This is a genomic window from Pseudomonas sp. R4-15 (genome assembly GCF_055768815.1).
In genome coordinates this window covers 18,669-36,253 of the sequence record NZ_CM147293.1, presented here as the reverse complement: position 1 = coordinate 36,253, position 17,585 = coordinate 18,669, and the positions used below count along the sequence as shown (strand labels likewise).

General features: G+C 66.8%; 16 protein-coding genes. 5 read left to right on the top strand and 11 right to left on the bottom strand.

Features of this window, described 5'->3' with window-relative positions; translation table 11 throughout:
* Positions 1-23 precede the first annotated feature (23 nt).
* The 10 genes from pgi to dksA all read right to left on the bottom strand — a co-directional run bounded on the left by pgi (position 24) and on the right by dksA (position 12,222).
* Entirely contained in the window at positions 24-1,688 is a 1,665-nt protein-coding gene (gene pgi / locus ACYRGX_RS00165) for a glucose-6-phosphate isomerase (RefSeq protein WP_473054616.1), read from the bottom strand.
* A gap of 164 nt (positions 1,689-1,852) precedes the next feature.
* On the bottom strand, positions 1,853-2,704 hold the full coding sequence (panC, locus tag ACYRGX_RS00160; protein WP_473054615.1) for a pantoate--beta-alanine ligase: 852 nt from the start codon (positions 2,702-2,704) through the stop codon (positions 1,853-1,855).
* Positions 2,701-3,501, bottom strand: coding sequence for a 3-methyl-2-oxobutanoate hydroxymethyltransferase (gene panB, locus ACYRGX_RS00155; RefSeq protein WP_473054614.1), 801 nt, complete (start codon positions 3,499-3,501; stop codon positions 2,701-2,703). Before panB ends, panC begins: the two co-directional genes overlap by 4 nt.
* Before the next feature lie 132 nt (positions 3,502-3,633).
* Positions 3,634-4,128, bottom strand: a complete 495-nt coding sequence (gene folK / locus ACYRGX_RS00150; protein ID WP_473054613.1) for a 2-amino-4-hydroxy-6-hydroxymethyldihydropteridine diphosphokinase — start codon at positions 4,126-4,128, stop codon at positions 3,634-3,636.
* Positions 4,125-5,519 (bottom strand): polynucleotide adenylyltransferase PcnB, encoded by a 1,395-nt coding sequence (locus tag ACYRGX_RS00145; RefSeq protein ID WP_473054612.1) that lies wholly within the window; start codon positions 5,517-5,519, stop codon positions 4,125-4,127. Before ACYRGX_RS00145 ends, folK begins: the two co-directional genes overlap by 4 nt.
* A gap of 626 nt (positions 5,520-6,145) precedes the next feature.
* On the bottom strand, positions 6,146-7,540 hold the full coding sequence (locus tag ACYRGX_RS00140) for a sigma-54-dependent transcriptional regulator (protein WP_473054611.1): 1,395 nt from the start codon (positions 7,538-7,540) through the stop codon (positions 6,146-6,148).
* A gap of 73 nt (positions 7,541-7,613) precedes the next feature.
* Positions 7,614-10,562, bottom strand: coding sequence for an ATP-binding protein (locus ACYRGX_RS00135; RefSeq protein ID WP_473054610.1), 2,949 nt, complete (start codon positions 10,560-10,562; stop codon positions 7,614-7,616).
* Positions 10,552-10,728 carry a hypothetical protein gene (locus tag ACYRGX_RS00130; protein WP_473054609.1) on the bottom strand — a complete coding sequence of 59 codons (177 nt, stop codon included), beginning with the start codon at positions 10,726-10,728 and terminating at the stop codon, positions 10,552-10,554. The genes ACYRGX_RS00135 and ACYRGX_RS00130 overlap by 11 nt, the downstream gene beginning before the upstream one ends.
* 67 nt (positions 10,729-10,795) lie before the next feature.
* The gene (gene gluQRS, locus ACYRGX_RS00125; RefSeq protein ID WP_473054608.1) at positions 10,796-11,680 is read right to left on the bottom strand and encodes a tRNA glutamyl-Q(34) synthetase GluQRS; all 885 of its coding nucleotides are present in this window, start codon (positions 11,678-11,680) and stop codon (positions 10,796-10,798) included.
* A gap of 104 nt (positions 11,681-11,784) precedes the next feature.
* A complete protein-coding gene (gene dksA, locus ACYRGX_RS00120) occupies positions 11,785-12,222 on the bottom strand; it encodes an RNA polymerase-binding protein DksA (protein ID WP_473054607.1) in 438 nt (145 codons plus the stop codon).
* Positions 12,223-12,424: 202 nt separating this feature from the next.
* Between dksA and ACYRGX_RS00115 the strand changes: the two genes are divergently transcribed.
* Together ACYRGX_RS00115 and sfsA are read left to right on the top strand one after the other, a co-directional pair.
* Positions 12,425-13,597: a pyridoxal phosphate-dependent aminotransferase gene (locus tag ACYRGX_RS00115; RefSeq protein ID WP_473054606.1), complete on the top strand. Its 1,173-nt coding sequence runs from the start codon at positions 12,425-12,427 to the stop codon at positions 13,595-13,597.
* Positions 13,597-14,304: a DNA/RNA nuclease SfsA gene (gene sfsA, locus ACYRGX_RS00110; RefSeq protein ID WP_473054605.1), complete on the top strand. Its 708-nt coding sequence runs from the start codon at positions 13,597-13,599 to the stop codon at positions 14,302-14,304. The genes ACYRGX_RS00115 and sfsA overlap by 1 nt, the downstream gene beginning before the upstream one ends.
* Here sfsA and ACYRGX_RS00105 read toward each other — a convergent pair.
* On the bottom strand, positions 14,287-14,610 hold the full coding sequence (locus tag ACYRGX_RS00105) for a Rieske (2Fe-2S) protein (RefSeq protein WP_473054604.1): 324 nt from the start codon (positions 14,608-14,610) through the stop codon (positions 14,287-14,289). The two genes, sfsA and ACYRGX_RS00105, sit on opposite strands and share 18 nt — an antisense overlap.
* 237 nt (positions 14,611-14,847) lie before the next feature.
* Here ACYRGX_RS00105 and ACYRGX_RS00100 point away from each other — a divergent pair, with 237 nt between their 5' ends.
* The 3 genes from ACYRGX_RS00100 to ACYRGX_RS00090 are packed head-to-tail and all read left to right on the top strand — an operon-like array spanning position 14,848 to position 17,524.
* Positions 14,848-15,723, top strand: a complete 876-nt coding sequence (locus ACYRGX_RS00100) for a heme/hemin ABC transporter substrate-binding protein (protein WP_473054603.1) — start codon at positions 14,848-14,850, stop codon at positions 15,721-15,723.
* A gap of 50 nt (positions 15,724-15,773) precedes the next feature.
* A complete protein-coding gene (locus ACYRGX_RS00095) occupies positions 15,774-16,757 on the top strand; it encodes a FecCD family ABC transporter permease (RefSeq protein ID WP_473056598.1) in 984 nt (327 codons plus the stop codon).
* Positions 16,757-17,524 carry a heme ABC transporter ATP-binding protein gene (locus ACYRGX_RS00090; RefSeq protein ID WP_473054602.1) on the top strand — a complete coding sequence of 256 codons (768 nt, stop codon included), beginning with the start codon at positions 16,757-16,759 and terminating at the stop codon, positions 17,522-17,524. The genes ACYRGX_RS00095 and ACYRGX_RS00090 overlap by 1 nt, the downstream gene beginning before the upstream one ends.
* Positions 17,525-17,585: the final 61 nt, after the last annotated feature.

Here is a 17,585-nt window from a genome sequence, read left to right as displayed (position 1 = left end):
GGTGCCGCAGGGGGCGTTTTCGTTCAGCCGCGATGACGACCACGGAAGAAGTCGATCAGGCCCTGGGTAGAGCTGTCATCGGCCGCTTCGGTCTCGTAGGCGGTGAGCTTCTGGTAGACGTCCTTGCCCAGCTCCTTGCCCAGTTCGACGCCCCACTGGTCGAAGGAGTTGATACCCCAGATGACGCCCTGGACGAACACCTTGTGCTCGTACAGCGCGATCAGCGCACCGAGCCGGCGGGGGCTGATGCGTTCGAGTACCAGGGTGTTGCTCGGGCGGTTGCCGGGGATCACCTTGTGCGGCGCCAGGCGCTGCACTTCGTCCTCATCCAGGCCCTTGGCGCGCAGCTCGGCCTCGGCTTCCTCGCGGGTCTTGCCGCGCATCAGCGCCTGGCTCTGCGACAGGCAGTTGGCGTAGAGCCACTGATGGTGGTCGGCGACCGGGTTGTAGCTGACCACCGGGACGATGAAGTCCGAGGGAATCAGCGGCGTGCCCTGGTGCAGCAACTGGTGGTAGGCATGCTGACCGTTACAGCCCACGCCGCCCCAGATGATCGGCCCGGTCTCGCAGGAGACCGGCGTACCGTCCTGGCGCACGCTCTTGCCGTTGGATTCCATGTCCAACTGCTGCAGGTGTTTGACGAAGTTGCGCAGGTAGTGGTCGTAGGGCAGGAAGGCGTGGCTCTGGGCGCCCCAGAAGTTGTTGTACCAGACGCCGAGCATGGCCAGCAGGATCGGCATGTTGTGCTCGAAGTCGCTGTTGGCGAAGTGTTGGTCCATGCTCGCCGCGCCGGAGAGCAGCTCCTTGAAGTTGGACATGCCCACCGCGAGGGCGATCGGCAGGCCGATGGCCGACCACAGCGAGTAACGCCCGCCGACCCAGTCCCACATCGGGAAGACGTTCTTCTCCAGAATGCCGAAAGCCACCGCCGCGACTTTGTTGCTGGTCACCGCGATGAAGTGACGGTAGAGCTTTTCCTGGGTGCCGCCCTTGGCCAGGTACCAGGTTCGCGCCGCTTCGGCGTTCTTCAGCGTCTCCAGGGTCGAGAAGGTCTTGCTGGAGATGATGAACAGGGTGGTCTCGACATTCAGCTTGGCGGTCACCTCGCGGAATTCGCTCCCGTCGATGTTCGCCAGGTAATGGCAGCGCACGCCGTTCTGGGTATAGGGGATCAGTGCCTCGGAGACCAACTGCGGGCCGAGGAAAGAGCCACCGATGCCGATGTTCACCACGTCGGTGATGGTCTTGTCGCTGTAGCCGCGCCACTGGTCGGTGTGGATGCGCCCGACCACATCGGTCATCTGGTTGAGCACCTTGTGCACGTCGGGCATCACGTTGCGCCCGTTGACCTCGACGCAGTCACCCAGCGGGCGGCGCAGTGCGGTGTGCAGCGCCGGGCGTCCTTCGGAGGCGTTCACCGGCTCGCCGATCATCAGCGAGTGGATGGCCTGTTCCACGCCGGCCTCGCGCGCCAGGCTGAAGAGCAGTTCGAGGGTGCGCGGGGTGACCAGGTTCTTGGAATAGTCGAGAAACAGCCCACAGGTGCTCAGGGAGAATTGCTTGAAGCGCTGCGGATCGGCAGCGAAGGCGGCGCGCATGCTGAAGTCGCGCATTTCCTGGCGGTGGTCGAGCAGTGCTTGCCAGGAGGGCAGGGTGGTGACGTCGAGAGGTTGCTGGTAATACGCCATGGGCTTACGGCTTCCTTAGCTGATGCGTGAGGCGTCCGCACGTCGGCGGGCGGCAGTCCCGTGGGATAGACGCGAAAACGGCCGGCAGCGTTCCCCTCGGGAACAGCGGCCGGCCGTGAAGAAACGTCACTACTGTAGCGGAAGCGATGCCTGCGACTGAACCGTCAGATCAATTCCACGCGCAGGTTGTCGATCAGTCGAGTGTTGCCCAGGTAAACCGCGCCGAGCAGGACCAGGTCGCGGTCGCTCGGCTGCGCCGGGCGCAACCCGCGGGCTTCGCGCAGTTCCAGGTAGTCCGGATGGAGCCCCAGTTCCTGCAGCGCCGCGCGCCCCTCGGCGAGCAGCGTAGGGTAGTCGCGGCGACCGCCGCGGATCGCCTCGGCCAGCGCTTGCAATTGGGCGGGGAAGGCCGGTGCCAGGTCGCGCTGGGCGGGCTCCAGGTAGCCGTTGCGCGAGGACAACGCCAGGCCGTCGTCGGCGCGCACGGTGCGTCCGCCGACGATCTCGATGGGCATGTTCAGCTCTTCCACCATGGCGCGGATCACCGCCAACTGCTGGAAGTCCTTCTCGCCGAACACGGCGACGTCCGGCTGGACCATGTTGAACAGCTTGCAGACCACGGTGGAGACGCCGTCGAAGTGCCCCGGGCGACTGGCGCCGCAGAGCCCTTCGCTGACGCCGGGGACCACCACCTTGACCTGGCGGTCCATGCCGTGGGGGTACATTTCCTCGACGTTGGGGGCGAACAGCAGGTCGCAGCCGGCTTCCGCCAGTTGCCGCTGGTCTTCGGCGAGGGTGCGCGGATACTTGTCCAGGTCTTCGCTGGGGCCGAACTGCAGGGGATTGACGAAGATGCTGGCGACCACGAAGCCGGCGCGCTGGCGGGCATTGCGCAGCAGCGAGATGTGCCCGGCATGCAGATTACCCATGGTCGGCACCAGGCCGATGCGCTGGCCGGCGGCGCGGGCCGCTGCCACGGCCTGACGCAGTTCGGCGATGCTATGCACGGTGATCATGCGTTGAACCCGTGTTCGGCGGCGGGGAACTGGCGGCTCTTCACCGCCTGCGCGTAGGCCGTCAAAGCGCCCTGGATATTCGCCTGGCCGGCCATGAAGTTCTTCACGAACTTGGGCACGCGGCCGGTGAGCGACAAGCCGAGCATGTCGTGCAGCACCAGCACCTGGCCGTCGGTATCCGGACCGGCACCGATGCCGATTACCGGGACCTTGGCGGCACGGGAGATGCGTGCGGCCAGTTCGCTGGGCACGCACTCGAGCAGCAGCATGGCGGCGCCAGCGGCTTCCAGGGTGCGTGCTTCGTCGAGTAGCTTCTGTGCCGCCTCATCACCGCGTCCCTGCACCTTGTAGCCGCCGAACAGATTCACTGCCTGCGGCGTCAGGCCCAGGTGGACGCAGGCCGGCACGCCGCGTTCAGCCAGTGCGGTCACCGTCTCGGCCAGCCAGGCGCCGCCTTCGAGCTTGACCATGTGGGCGCCGGCGCGCATCAGCTCGGCGCAGTTTTCCAGCGTGCGGGTGAGGTCGGTGTTGGCCATGAACGGCAGGTCGGCGAGGACCAGGGCACCGGCATTGCCACGTGCCACGTTGGCCGTGTGGTAACACATGTCGGTCATGCTGACCGGTACGGTGCTGTTGTGGCCCTGCAGGACCATGCCCAGCGAATCGCCTATCAGCAGGACTTCCACACCGGCCGCGCAGCTGGCGGCGGCGAAGGTGGCGTCGTAGCTGGTCAGCATGACGATCTTTTCACCCCGCGACTTGAGATCGCGCAGGGTGGACAGGGTAGTGACAGGCATCAAGTGTGTCCTCTCGCAGGCGGTGTGGGGCCAGCGCAACCGCACCGTTCGCCCTGCCGCCCGATCTCTGCCGGTTATGTCTACCGGCTCTGTGGGCCAGGGGCGCTATAGTCCCGGTGGCGACCGTGCAAGTCAATTGCCGGGCAGGCGCTCCAGCCCTTCGCGGGGGCAGTCCTGCAGCCATTGCTGCAGGGGGCGGCCGTCCGGCAGTTGCAGCTGCGCCGGAGCGATCTCGGCCAGTGGATAGAGCACGAAGGGGCGCGCGTGCATGTGGTAGTGCGGGACCTGCAGGCGCGGCAGATCGATGCGCTTCTCGCCGAACAGCAGGATGTCCAGGTCCAGCGTTCGCGGCCCCCAGCGCTCTGCCTTGCGCTCGCGGCCATGCTCGCGTTCGATGCGCTGCAGTTCGTCGAGCAGCGCCAGGGGTTGCAGGTCGGTATCCAGCGCCGCTACCGCATTGGCGTACTGCGGTTGGTCGGCAGGTCCGAGGGGCTCGCTGGAATAGAAGGAAGACACCGCAACCAGGCGAGTGGATGGCAGGACGCGCAGCGCATCGACGGCTTCGTGCAGTTGCCGCAGGGGGTCGCCCAGGTTGCTGCCCAGGCCGAGGTAGACGCGCTGGCTCATTCGCCGGCGGAACCTTCGTTACGCGGGCCACGCCGGCGACGGCCGCCGCTGCGCCGGCGCTTGCGGGGGGCGCCCTCATCCTTGCTGCCGAGGTCGCGGATCATCCGCCGCCGCTCGCTGTCGTCGGCGTCCTGGTAGTCTGTCCACCAGTCACCCAGGCCGTCGGTACGCTCGCCGGCGCTTTCGCGCAGCAGCAGGAAGTCATAGCCGGCGCGGAAGCGCGGGCTTTCCAGGAGCTGGTCGGCACGTTTGCCGCTGCGGCGCGGCAGGCGCTCCTGCATGTCCCAGATTTCGCGCATCGGAATGCTGAAACGCTTGGGCACGGCGGTACGACGGCACTGGGCGAGGGTGATGTCGTGGGCGGCTTCCTGCATCGCAGGGATCGGCGGCAGGCCACGATCCTGGTGGTAGAGCACGCGGGCGGGCAACGCCGGCCAAAGCAGGGCGGCGAAGAGGAACGCGGGGGTGACCGGTTTGCCCTGGGCGATGCGCTCGTCGGTGTTGGCCAGCGCCTGACGGACCAGTGCGGTGACGTATTCGCTGTCGTGGCGCATGGCCTGGGCGGTGGCTGGGAACAGCGGCGCGAACAGGTCGTACTCCAGCAGCAGTTCGAAGGTGCGCTCCGCGTAGCCGGAAAGCAGCAGCTTGATCACTTCGTCGTACAGGCGCGCGGAAGGAATGTCTTCCAGCAGGTGCGCCAGGCGGCGGATCGGCTCGGCGCTGTGGCGCTCGATCTCGAAGTCCAGCTTGGCGGCGAAGCGCACCGCTCGGAGCATGCGTACCGGGTCCTCCTGGTAGCGCTGCTCGGGCACGCCGATCAGCCGCACCAGGCGGTTGCGGATGTCATGCACGCCGTTGGCGTAGTCGAGAATGCGCCCGGTGACCGGGTCGTAGTAGAGCGCGTTGATGGTGAAGTCGCGGCGTTGGGCGTCATTCTCCAGGGTGCCGTAGACGTTGTCGCGCAGAATGCGACCGCTCTCGTTGCGCACGCCCAGCGGATTGTCGTCCTCGTCATCCTCGGCGATCGGGTGGTTGGCGCGGAAGGTGGCGACCTCGATGATCTCGCGGCCGAACTGCACGTGAGCTAGCTTGAAGCGGCGGCCGATCACCCGGGCATTGCGAAATTGCGCGCGGACCTGCTCGGGGGTGGCGTTGGTTGCCACGTCGAAGTCCTTCGGCGTCATGTCCAGCAACAGATCGCGGACACAGCCGCCAACGGTGTAGGCCTGATAGCCGGCTTTCTGCAGACGCTCGACCACGTTCACCGCGTTACGACTGATGCGCTGGCGCTGCAGTGCGTGCTGACGCTCGCCGATGACGGTCGGTGTGCTGCGGGTCTGCTGGGGGCGGAGGCGGGGAAAACGAAAGGACTGGAACAGCTTCTTCAGCATGGGCGGCACTGTTGTCGAGGTGGGCGACCGGACAGGGCGCCGGACGGAAACCGCGGATTTTAGCACTGCCTAGAACAATATGCACTTGACAAGCGACTCGGGGGGACTCTCGTCCCCCCGAACCAGGCCTGCATTTTGTTGTTCTCGAGGTTCCGGGTCTTGTTGTTTTTGTTACCCGGCTCACCAGTCGGCCCGGAGGCCGGTGGCGATCTCCCAAAATCGGGAGCCAAGAGCAAACGGATTACTTTGGACGCTGAGGTCGTGAGCGCTTGCGCGTTCTACCGATTATCGTCGCTGCCTGGCGCAGTCTTGTTCTCGTCAATCGGTCCGGGTCGCCCCGGGGACATCCTCTCCAAAAGAATCAGTTAGCTGCGCCTCCGCTGTCTTGTCGTTGTTATGCTGGAGCCGTTTCGTGTTGTTCTTGTTGGGTTCGGGTTTGTTGTTTTTGTTGTGCTCGAACTAAAGCATTTGCTGTGCCAACTTTTGGTATTGCTTGTAAAACAATGAGTTAGTGAAATCTGGGCGATTTCGGGAGCCGCCCGGGAGGTGCTTTCGTTACCGTCGCGCCCGCCCGTCTGTTACGCCGGCACGGGTGCGGTAACACCCGGAATAGACGCATCCCACACTCAGCCGGCGGTGCTGCTGCTTTTACGCCGTGGAATCCCCAGGCGCTGGCGACGTTCCCAGAGGCATTTGCGGCTGATGCCGAGCTTGCGGGCCAGTTCGGTCTCGGTCATGTGCTCCTGGTGCTCGAGGACGAAGTGCTGGAAGTAGTCCTCCAGCGACAGGTCCTCGGTCGGCTCCAGGCTCTGGCTTGCGCTGCCGTTGGGGGCCATCTCGAAGTCGTCGTCGTCGAGTTCGGCGAGCTCGACATCGATGCCCAGCAGCTCGGCGGAGATCGTCGGTCCCTCGCAGAGAATGCTCGCTCGCTCGATGGCGTTTTCCAGTTCACGTACGTTGCCCGGCCAGCTGTACTGGCGGATGGCGCGCTCGGCATCGGCGCCGAAGCGCAGGCCGTCCTGCCCGGTGCGTGCGCCCTGACGGGTGAGGAAGGCACGAGCGATTTCCAGGACGTCGTTGCCACGTTCACGCAGCGGCGGCAAACGCAGGGCGATGACGTTCAGGCGGTAGTAGAGGTCTTCGCGAAACTGCCCGGTCTTGGCGAGGGTCTTGAGATCGCGGTGGGTGGCGGCTATCAGTCGTACGTCGACCTTCTGCGACTGCACCGAACCCACCCGGCGTATCTCGCCTTCCTGCAGCACGCGCAGCAGGCGAGCCTGGGCTTCGAGCGGCAGCTCGCCGATCTCGTCGAGGAACAGCGTGCCACCATCGGCGGCCTCCACCAGGCCGGTACGGCTGGCGCTGGCGCCAGTGAACGCGCCCTTCTCGTGACCGAACAGTTCGGATTCGATCAGGGTTTCCGGAATCGCCGCGCAGTTCACCGAGATCAGGGGCGCCTTGGCGCGGCGCGAGAGGTTGTGCAGGGCGCGTGCGACCAGTTCCTTGCCGGTGCCGGACTCGCCTTGGATGAGCACCGTGGAGTCGGTGGGCGCGACCTTGCGGATCTTCGCGTAGAGATCCTGCATGGGGCTGCAGGTGCCGATGATGCCGATGTCACCGGTGGCCGGCGCGACGGCATCGGCCTGGGAGGCGGGGGCTTCGCCGCGGTTGCCACGGGAGCGCAGTGTCTGCGCCACCGCCTGGAGCATCTCGTCATGGTCGAAGGGCTTGGCGATGTAGTCCACCGCGCCGAGCTTCATCGAGTCCACCGCCGAGCGCAGGCTGGCGTAACTGGTCATGATCAGCACCGGGGTGCCGGCGGCCAGGCCGATCATCTCGGTGCCCGGGGCGCCGGGCAGGCGCAGGTCGCTGATCACCAGGTCGAAATCGGGAATGCTGTAGCGCTCGCGGGCTTCTGCCACCGAGCCGGCCTCGCTGACCTGGTACTGGTTGCGTTCCAGCAGCCGGCGCAGGGCGGAGCGGATGATGGTTTCGTCTTCGACGATGAGGATATGAGGCATTAAAAGGCTCTCTCGACGGTCTGCGGGCGGGGGAGCCTTCGCTGCCAAGTGGCAGCGGGCCCGGCCGACGCCTTCAGAGGGCAGTGGAGTTCGTCTCGACATGCCTCGGCAAACGCACCCTGAAACGGGTGCCGCGCAGGGTCTGCGGGTCGGCCGGGCTGTCGAATGTTATCTGTCCATAATGCTCTTCCACGATGGAATAGACCAGCGCGAGGCCCAGCCCGGTTCCTTTGCCGGGGTCCTTGGTGGTGAAGAAGGGCTCGAACAGGCGGTCGCCGATGTCTTTGGGAATGCCGCTGCCCTGGTCCTCGACGATGAGCTCGACGCTTTCCGCGTCGGCACTGGAGCTGACACGCACCAAGCCGCCGTCGGGCGAGGCATCGCGGGCGTTGGCGAGCAGGTTGACCAGCACCTGTGTGAGGCGCTGGGGATCGCCTTCGGCGAGGTGCGCCGGGTCGCAGAGGTTGTGGAACACCACGTCGACGCTCTTCTTGTTCAGCGAGAGCAGGGCGATGGCCTGCTGCGAGATCTCGGCCAGGTTCACCGACTCGCTTTCCTGCTGGCGACCGCCGGCGTGGGCGAAGTTCATCAGCGACTGCACGATGCGGGTGACGCGGCGCGTCTGCTCGATGATCTGCCCGCCGATCTCGATGAGTTCAGGGTCGTCCTTGCGCTCCTCGCGGAGAATCTGCGCCAGGCAGTCGATCCCGGTGATCGGGTTGCCGATCTCGTGGGCGACGCCAGCGGCCAGGCGGCCGATACTCGCCAGGCGTTCGGAGTGCACCAGCTTCTCTTCCAACGACTGGATGCCGGTCTGGTCCTCGACCAGCAGGACCAGACCGCTGCTGCCCGGCGCCAGCGGTTCGTCGATCGCCGCCTTGTGCAGGTTCAGCCAGCGCGCACGTCCCTCGACGGTCAGTCGGCGCTTATACTGGTGCTCGTCGCGCGCCTCGGCGAAGCGCTCCAGCAGGCCTTTCCAGGGCTCGTCTAGGCTCGCTAGGCGTGAGCCGACCACACGGCTGGCGGCGATTCCGGTGAGTTCCTCCATGCAGCGGTTCCACATGAGGATCTCCTGGTCCTTGGCCAGGGAGCAGACGCCCATCGGCAGCTCCTGCAAGGTCTGCCGATGGTAGCGGCGCAGGGCGTCGAGCTCTGCGGCCAGGCCCGTGAGGCGCGACTGGTAGTCCTCCAGGCGGCTCTCGATGAAGTGGATGTCCTCGGTGACATAGCCGCTGGCGTTGGCCTTGTAGGGCAGGAAGGTCTCGACCATCTCCTGCGCCACGCTCGGTCCCATCAGCCCGGAGAGGTTCGCCTCGATGCGGTCGCGCAGGCGTCGCAGGGCGTAGGGGCGGTGCTCATCGAAGGGCAGGTGCAGGTCGCTCAGCGCCTGCTGTACCTCGCGTTGCGCGCTCTTGGCGCCCAGCGGTGTAGCCAGCTGGGTGGCGAATTCCTGGGGCGAACCGGCCTGCAGCTCGCGGCGCGCCGGTCGGCGTACGTTGTCCACCGCGCAGGCCTCGGCGGCGCTGCGCTCTTCGGCGGAGGTCTGGGTGAACAACGAGACCAGGGTGAAGACCAGGACGTTGGCCGCCAGCGAGGCGATGGCCGCCAGGTGCCAACTGCGGTCGTCGAGGCTGTAGATCACGCCGGACAGTGGCAACTGGAAACCTTCCAGATTGCCGATGAGCGGCGCCAGCATGGTCAGCGCCCAGACCGAGGCACCCGCGGCGAGGCCGGCGAGGAAGCCGCGGCGGTTGGCGGGCTGCCAGTAGAGCACCGAGAGTGCCCCAGGCAGGAACTGCAGGGTGGCGACGAAGGACACGATGCCCAGGTAGGACAGGTCGCGCTTGGCGCCGAGCATCAGGTAGAAGCCGTAGGCGGTGAGGATGATCGCGGCGATCAGCCCGCGGCGCGTCCAGCGTAGCCAGCGATAGATGTTGCCGCCGGTAGGTGGCTGGTAGAGCGGCAGGACCAGATGGTTGAGCGCCATGCCCGACAGCGCCAGGGTGGAGACGATCACCAGGCCACTGGAGGCCGACAGGCCGCCGACGTAGGCGAGCAGCACCAGCGCCGAATTGCCTGTGGTCAGCCCCAGGCCCAACGCGAAGTATTCCGGATCGGTCTCCACGCCCATCTTCAGGCCGGCCCAGAGGATCAGAGGCACGGCCAGGCTCATCAACAGCAGCAGCAGCGGCAGACCCCAGCTGGCGCTGAGCAGCGCACGGGGTTCGATGTTCTCGGTGAAGGTCATGTGGAACATGTGCGGCATGACGATCGCCGAGGCGAAGAACACCAGCAGCAGGGTGCGCCAGGGACCTTCCTGCAGCGGCGTGTGCAACGTGGTCAGCGCGCTCTGGTTGTCCAGCAGCCAGCGTTCCAGCCCGGAGGCGCCGTGAAACACGGAGATGAAGGCGTACAGGCCGATGCCGCCGAGGGCGCACAGCTTGACCACCGATTCGAAGGCGATCGCGAACACCAGGCCGGAATGCTTCTCGCCGCTGGCGATGTGGCGCGCGCCGAAGAGGATGGTGAAGAGGATCAGTAGGACGCAATAGGACAGCGCCACTCGCGCCTTCACCGGAGCGTGGGTGAGCAGGGCGATGGCGTCGGTCACCGCCTGGACCTGCAAGGCCAGCAGCGGTAGCAGGCCGAGCAGCATGAACAGGGTGGTCAGGGTGCCGACCCAGGTACTACGGAAGCGGAACGCGAAGAGATCCGCCAGCGACGAGAGCTGGTAGGTGCGGGTGATGCGCAGGATCGGGAACAACAGCACCGGCGCCAGCATGAAGGCTCCGGAGACCCCCAGGTAGCTGGCGAGGAAGCCATAGCCGTACTGGTAGGCCAGTTCGACGGTGCCATAGAACGCCCAGGCGCTGGCATAGGCGCCCAGCGACAGGGTGTAAACCAGCGGGTGGCGGATAATCCGGCGCGGAATCGCGCCGCGGTCGCTGAGCCAGGCGACGCTGAACAGGGCAAGCAGGTAGAGCGCGCTGATGCCGAGCAACTGGCCGAGGCTAAAGCTCATCGCTGTCCCTCCCGGTCTGCAGCAGCACGGTGACCACGATGAGAATCAGCCACAGCAGGTAGGGGCGATACCAGGCGCCGTTGGGGTCGATCCACCAGTCCATGATGGCCGGCGAGAAGAGGTAGATGCCGACCACCAGGAGCAGCACCAGTCGGTAGATGTACATGTCGCGGTCTGTGTCTGATCAAGGACTACCGTTTATACGGACTGTGGCGCCACTTGGCGAGCGGCCTTCAGCGCAGGCCCGCCTCGGCCAGGCTTGGGCTACGCGGCAGCCGCGCCGGGTTCCAGTGCGCCACGCCCCAGGCGAGCACTTCCTCCACGCAGGCGTCGGCCAGGGCCGGCTCCGTGGGCTGGCCCAGGGCGCGCAGGGCGCGTAGCAGGAGCGGCGCGGCCTGGTCGGTGGGCAGCGGTGGGGTGCGGTAGCGCTTGCCGAGCTTGTGGCCGTCCGGCTGCACGATCAGCGGGACGTGCAGATAGCTGGGGGCGGGCAGGCCGAGCAGTTCCTGCAGGTACAACTGGCGTGGCGTGGAGTCGAGCAGGTCGGCGCCGCGGACGATCTGGCGTACGCCCTGCAGGCCGTCGTCGAGCACCACCGCCAATTGGTAGGCGTACAGGCCATCACGGCGCTGGATGACGAAGTCGCCGACTTCACGTCCCAGATGCTGGGCGAAATGCCCCTGCAGGCGATCATCGAAGGCGTACTCGAGTGCGGGCACACGCAGGCGGATGGCGGCGTCGTGGCGCTGGTGCAGGGCATTACGACAGGTGCCGGGGTAAATGGGCTGATCTTCGAGCTGCTTGCGCGAACAGCGGCAGGCGTAGGCCAGGCCGCTGCCCAGCCAGTGCTCGATCACCTCGGCGTAGGCGGTGTGACGGCGACTCTGGTAGAGCACTTCGCCGTCCCAGTGCAGGCCATAGGCGTCCAGCGTGCGCAGGATCGCATCGGCTGCGCCGGGTACTTCCCGGGGTGGGTCCAAGTCCTCCATACGCAGCAGCCAGCGCCCGCCAACGGCACGGGCGTCCAGATAGGAGGCGAGGGCGGCGACCAGCGAGCCGAAGTGCAGGTAGCCGCTGGGCGTCGGGGCGAAGCGGCCGACATAGTCTGTTTCGGGCATGCAGCGATTATGGCAGTAGCAGGAGGGGGCCGGCGAGGGCGTCCCCCTCGCCACAACGAAAACGGGGCGCCAAAGCGCCCCGTTTCGTGACATCGCAGTCCGACTCAGGAGCCGATCTGCTTTTCCTTGATTTCCGCGAGCGTCTTGCAGTCGATGCACAGCGTCGCGGTGGGGCGGGCTTCCAGGCGGCGAATGCCGATCTCGACGCCACAGGAATCGCACCAACCGTATTCCTCGTCCTCGATCAGTTGCAGCGTCTCGTCGATCTTCTTGATCAGCTTGCGCTCACGATCGCGGGTACGCAGCTCGAGGCTGAATTCTTCTTCCTGGGTGGCGCGGTCGGCAGGGTCGGCGAAGTTGGCCGCTTCTTCCTGCATGTGGCTGACGGTCCGGTCGACCTCTTCCATCAGCTCCTTCTTCCACTTGTTGAGAATCGCAACGAAGTGCGCGCGCATGGGCTCGCCCATGTACTCTTCGCCGGGCGTTTCCTTGTAGGGTTCGTAGCCGCGGTTCAATGCGGGCTGTTCACTCGTTGTTGGCATGGATGACCGCCTCTCGATGTTCTTGATCCATTGCGCAGCAGCGTCCTTCGCCGGCTGGCCCGGCCCCTCGTCTGCAAGCCGGCGAACTTACCAGATCGCCGGAGGCCGCGCTACTCCCCGCTTTGCTGTGCTGTGGCAGGCGTAACGCCTCCGTTAGAATGCCACTTCCACCCCATAGCGCCTCTATATAAAGGAAGGGTCGATGTCCCACCCCTACAGCGCCCGCAGTCGCGCCATCGAGCCGTTCCAGGTGATGGCGCTGCTGGCCCGCGCCAATGAGCTGCAGGCTGCCGGCCATGACGTCATCCATCTGGAGATCGGCGAGCCGGACTTCACCACCGCCGCGCCCATCGTCGCCGCCGGGCAGGCCGCACTGGCTGCCGGGCATACCCGCTACACCGCGGCACGCGGGCTGCCGCAGCTGCGCGAGGCCATCGCCGGTTTCTACGCCGGGCGCTACGGGTTAAGCATTGACCCCGAACGCATCCTGATTACTCCCGGCGGTTCCGGCGCACTGCTGCTGGCCAGCAGTCTGTTGGTCGATCCGGGGCGTCACTGGCTGCTGGCCGACCCGGGCTACCCCTGCAACCGGCATTTCCTGCGCCTGGTCGAGGGCGCCGCGCAACTGGTGCCGGTCGGCCCCGCGGAGCGCTATCAGCTCGATCCGCGCCTGGTGGCGCGGCACTGGGACGCAGACAGCGTCGGCGCGCTGGTCGCCTCGCCGGCCAATCCCACCGGCACCCTGCTGTCGCGGGAAGATCTGGCCGCGCTCTCCGCTGCCCTGCGCGAGCGCGGCGGGCATCTGGTGGTGGACGAGATTTACCACGGCCTCACCTACGGGACGGATGCCGCCAGCGTGCTGGAGGTGGACGACGAGGCCTTCGTACTCAACAGCTTCTCCAAGTATTTCGGCATGACCGGCTGGCGTCTGGGTTGGCTGGTGGCACCGCCTGCGGCGGTGGGCGAGCTGGAGAAACTGGCGCAAAACCTCTACATCAGCGCGCCGAGCATGGCCCAGCATGCTGCGCTGGCGTGCTTCGAGCCCGCCACCCTGGAGATTCTCGAGGCACGCCGCGAGGCCTTCGCTCAGCGCCGCGACTTCCTCCTGCCGGCGTTGCGCGAGCTGGGGTTTCGTATCGAGGTCGAGCCCCAGGGCGCTTTCTATCTCTACGCAGACATCAGTGCCTTCGGCGACGATGCCTTCGCCTTCTGCCGACATTTCCTGGAGACCCGCCACGTGGCCTTCACGCCGGGACAGGACTTCGGTCGTCACCTGGCCAGCCGTCACGTGCGCTTCGCCTATACCCAGGACTTGCCGCGTCTGGAGCAGGCGGTGGAGCGCATCGCGCTCGGCCTGCGCGAGTGGCGTGGCTGATGCGCTTCGATCCGCCCCTGCAGCCTGCCCGCCTGGTACGGCGCTACAAGCGCTTTCTCGCCGATGTCATCACCGATGACGGCGAGGCGCTGTGCATCCACTGCCCGAACACCGGCTCGATGCTCAACTGCATGGCCGAAGGCGGGCGTGTCTGGCTGCAGCGCTCGAGCGATCCCAAGCGCAAACTGTCGGCTACCTGGGAGCTGGGTGAAACGCCCCATGGGAGGCTCGCTTGCATCAATACCGGTCGTGCCAATGCCCTGGTCGAGGAAGGGTTGCGAGGCGGGGTGATCAGCGAGCTTGCGGGTTTTCTCTCGTTGCGCCGTGAGGTGCGCTACGGACAGGAAAACAGCCGCGTCGATTTTCTCCTGGAATACCCCGATGGGCCGCTGTACCTGGAGGTGAAGAGCGTCACCCTGGGCTTTGCCGACGACCCGGTGGCGGCCTTTCCGGATGCGCGCACCCAGCGTGGCGCCAAGCACCTGCGTGAGCTGGCGGCACTGGCGCGCGATGGCGTGCGCTGTGCGCTGCTCTACTGCGTGAATCTTTCCGCTGTCGAGGCGGTGCGCGCCGCCGAGGAGATCGATCCGGCCTACGCTCAGGCGCTGCGTGAGGCGCGTGCCGCCGGCGTGCAGGTACTGGCCTACGGGGCGCAGCTATCGCCTGAGGAGATCCGCCTGGTACGGCCGCTACGCGTCGTCCTCTAGCCACAGCCAGCCTTCCCGCTCTTCGCAAGGCAAGCCTCGCAGGCGTTCGCCCGCGCAGGGTCCGGTGACGCACTCGCCGTCCTCGATGAGAAACAGCGCGCCATGCACCGAGCAGCGCAGAAGGCTGCCGCTGTCGTCGAGAAAGTCATCCTCGCGCCAGTTCAGGGCCACACCCCGGTGCGGGCAGTGGTTGTGATAGACGTAGGCGCGCCCATCGCGGCGTACCGCCAGCAATGCCAGGTCTTCCAGTTGCAGGGCCCGGGCCTGGCCCTCCTCCAGCGTCTGGCTGGAACACAGTCGTTTCATGTTCACCTCCGTGGCACGGGATTATCCCCTGGGCGCACGGCGACCGCGAGTCGATGCTCTACATGAAACATCCTCGCAGATGAGATTGATTTGTATCTGCGTGCGCGCGTCGTTATGCTGCGGTCTTCCTGCCTGCTCCGGCCGTAGCGACGAATGCTTCTGTCTCCCAGATGCCGCAGGCGCTGCTCAAGACCTGGCGGGCGTTGGTTGAATCCCCGCAAAGCCTGGAGGTGAGCCATGAAGTACCTGGTCTGTGGACTGTTGATGCTGGCCGGGTTGCCGGCGTCAGCCGAGCAGGTTGCGCAGCGGGTGGTCAGTGCGGGCGGTTCGATCAGCGAGTGGGTGGTGGCCCTGGGGGCGCAGGAGCGTCTCGTCGGCGTCGATACCACCAGCCTCAACCCGCCGGCGTTGCGGCAATTGCCGAGCGTTGGTTACCAGCGGCAGTTGTCCGCCGAGGGGGTATTGGCGTTGCGCCCGCAACTCGTGCTGGGCAGCGAGGAAATGGGGCCTCCGCCGGTTCTCGAGCAGTTGCAGGCTGCCGGCGTGAGGGTCGAGCGCCTATCGGCGCAGCCCAGCGAGGCGGCGCTGGATGACACCCTGACGCGCCTGGGGATGCTGCTCGGTGCGCGCGGAAAAGCTGCGCAACTGGCCAAGGACTTTCATGCCGAGTTACAGCAGCGCAGCGCGTGGATACGCCAGGCCCGGGGCGACGGCCGGGCCCCGGGCGTGCTGCTGGTGCTCAGTCATGCCGGTGGTAGTACCCTGGTCGGCGGGCGTGATACGGCGGCTGACTGGCTGATTCGCCGCGCCGGTGGCCGCAACCTGGCGACCCACGACGGCTACAAGCCGCTCTCCGCCGAGGCCCTGACCGGTCTGGATGCCGATGTGCTGATCGTCAGCGACCGCAGCCTCGGCGAAGCGGCGGCGCGTGAAGCGTTGCTCAGCGCGCAACCGGCATTGGCCCATGGGCGCGCCGCGCGCGAGGGGCGTATCCTTGGCCTCGATCCGACGCTGTTGGTCGGCGGTCTCGGCCCTCGGATCCCGCAGGCGCTGGAGTGGTTGTCGCAGCGTTTCTATCCTTCCGCCGAAACGGTCGAACAAGATCCTCGATGAGTCCCCCGTTGTCCCCGCGAAGCCTGTTCGTCACCCTTGCGCTGCTCCTGTTGCTGGCCTTCTGGCTGTCGCTGGCGCTGGGCCCGGTGAGTCTGCCGTTGGGCGATACGCTGCGCGCCGGGCTGTCGCTGGCGGGGCTCTCACCGGGTGATGCGGATCTGGCCCAGGCCGAGTTGATCATCGGGCGAATCCGCCTGCCGCGGGCCTTGCTGGGGCTGGCGGTGGGCGCGGTGCTGGCGCTGGCCGGGGTCGCGATGCAGGGCCTGTTTCGTAATCCGCTGGCCGATCCGGGATTGGTTGGCGTCTCCAGTGGCGCGGCACTGGGCGCTGCCCTTGCGATCGTCATGGGCGCCGAGCTGGGTGGACTGCCGCCGCTGCTGGAGCCCTATCTGCTGTCGCTCTGCGCGTTCGCCGGCGGACTGCTGGTGACCGCCCTGGTCTACCGCCTCGGGCGTCAGAACGGGCGTACCAGCGTCGCCACCATGCTGCTCGCTGGCATCGCACTGACAGCGCTGGCGGGGGCGCTGATAGGCCTGTTCACCTACCTTGCCGACGATGCCACCCTGCGCAGCCTGACGTTCTGGAATCTGGGTAGCCTCAATGGCGCCAGCTACGCGCGGCTGTGGCCATTGCTGCTGGTGGTGCTGGCGGTCGCCCTGTGGTTGCCGCGCCGGGCCGCGGCGCTCAACGCTCTGTTGCTCGGCGAGTCGGAGGCGCGTCACCTGGGTTTCGACGTCGAACGGCTGAAGGCCGAGCTGGTGTTCTGTACCGCGCTCGGTGTGGGGGCCGCGGTCGCTGCGGCGGGGCTGATCGGCTTCGTCGGCCTGGTGGTTCCGCACCTCGTGCGGTTGCTCTGCGGTCCCGATCATCGCGTGTTGTTGCCGGCGGCGGCGCTTGCCGGTGGCGCGCTGCTGCTCTTCGCCGACCTGGCGGCACGCTTGGTGCTGGCGCCGGCGGAACTGCCCATCGGGATCGTCACGGCGCTGATCGGTGCGCCGTTCTTTCTCTGGCTGCTGGCACGGGGACGTCACTGATGCTCACTGCCCAGGGATTGTGCGTGCGGCGCGCCGGCCGGGAGGTGCTCTCGGCCATCGACCTGTCGCTGCAGCCGGGGGAAGTCTTCGGCGTACTGGGCCCCAACGGCGCCGGCAAGAGCACCTTGCTGGGCGCGCTCTGCGGCGAGCTGCCGGCGTACGCCGGTGGCGTCAGTCTGCACGGGCGCACGCTGCGCGACTGGGAGGGGGCGGCTCGGGCACGCCAACTGGCAGTGCTGCCGCAGCAGTCGCAACTCGGCTTCGCCTTCCGCGTCGAGGAGGTGGTCGGCATGGGGCGCCTGCCGCATGCCAGCGGTCGCCAGGCGGACGCGGCCGTCGTCGAGCAGGCGCTGCACGCTGTCGATGCGAGCTACCTGATGGGGCGCAACTACCTGAGGCTGTCCGGCGGCGAGCGCCAGCGCGTACATCTGGCGCGGGTCTTCGCCCAGCTCTGGCCGGGTGAGTCAGGGCAGGTGCTGCTGCTCGACGAACCGACCGCGGCACTCGATCCGCTACACCAGCACAGCATCCTGCAAGCGGCCACTGCGATCGCTGCACGGGGTGTGGCGGTGCTGGTGATTCTCCACGACCTGAACCTCGCCGCCCGTTATTGCGATCGCCTGCTGCTGCTCGAGGGTGGCCGTGCGAGCCGCCTGGGAGCCACGGCACAGGTGCTTGAGGCCGACGCGATCCGCGCGGTGTTCGGCCTCGATGTGCTGGTCCAGCGTCACCCCGAACGCGACCATCCGCTGGTGGTGGTGCGCTGATCGCGATTCGCCTGGCGAGCGCCGGGCGGCGTTAGACTCAGGGCTGTCTGTCTGCCCTGGA

Excerpts from the sequence above, each read along its gene's own strand:
- pgi (WP_473054616.1), bottom strand. The coding sequence starts at position 1,688 with ATGGCGTATTACCAGCAACCTCTCGACGTCACCACCCTGCCCTCCTGG.
- panC (WP_473054615.1), bottom strand. The coding sequence starts at position 2,704 with ATGATCACCGTGCATAGCATCGCCGAACTGCGTCAGGCCGTGGCAGCG.
- panB (WP_473054614.1), bottom strand. The coding sequence starts at position 3,501 with ATGCCTGTCACTACCCTGTCCACCCTGCGCGATCTCAAGTCGCGGGGT.
- folK (WP_473054613.1), bottom strand. The coding sequence starts at position 4,128 with ATGAGCCAGCGCGTCTACCTCGGCCTGGGCAGCAACCTGGGCGACCCC.
- ACYRGX_RS00145 (WP_473054612.1), bottom strand. The coding sequence starts at position 5,519 with ATGCTGAAGAAGCTGTTCCAGTCCTTTCGTTTTCCCCGCCTCCGCCCC.
- ACYRGX_RS00140 (WP_473054611.1), bottom strand. The coding sequence starts at position 7,540 with ATGCCTCATATCCTCATCGTCGAAGACGAAACCATCATCCGCTCCGCC.
- ACYRGX_RS00135 (WP_473054610.1), bottom strand. The coding sequence starts at position 10,562 with ATGAGCTTTAGCCTCGGCCAGTTGCTCGGCATCAGCGCGCTCTACCTG.
- ACYRGX_RS00130 (WP_473054609.1), bottom strand. The coding sequence starts at position 10,728 with ATGTACATCTACCGACTGGTGCTGCTCCTGGTGGTCGGCATCTACCTC.
- gluQRS (WP_473054608.1), bottom strand. The coding sequence starts at position 11,680 with ATGCCCGAAACAGACTATGTCGGCCGCTTCGCCCCGACGCCCAGCGGC.
- dksA (WP_473054607.1), bottom strand. The coding sequence starts at position 12,222 with ATGCCAACAACGAGTGAACAGCCCGCATTGAACCGCGGCTACGAACCC.
- ACYRGX_RS00115 (WP_473054606.1), top strand. The coding sequence starts at position 12,425 with ATGTCCCACCCCTACAGCGCCCGCAGTCGCGCCATCGAGCCGTTCCAG.
- sfsA (WP_473054605.1), top strand. The coding sequence starts at position 13,597 with ATGCGCTTCGATCCGCCCCTGCAGCCTGCCCGCCTGGTACGGCGCTAC.
- ACYRGX_RS00105 (WP_473054604.1), bottom strand. The coding sequence starts at position 14,610 with ATGAAACGACTGTGTTCCAGCCAGACGCTGGAGGAGGGCCAGGCCCGG.
- ACYRGX_RS00100 (WP_473054603.1), top strand. The coding sequence starts at position 14,848 with ATGAAGTACCTGGTCTGTGGACTGTTGATGCTGGCCGGGTTGCCGGCG.
- ACYRGX_RS00090 (WP_473054602.1), top strand. The coding sequence starts at position 16,757 with ATGCTCACTGCCCAGGGATTGTGCGTGCGGCGCGCCGGCCGGGAGGTG.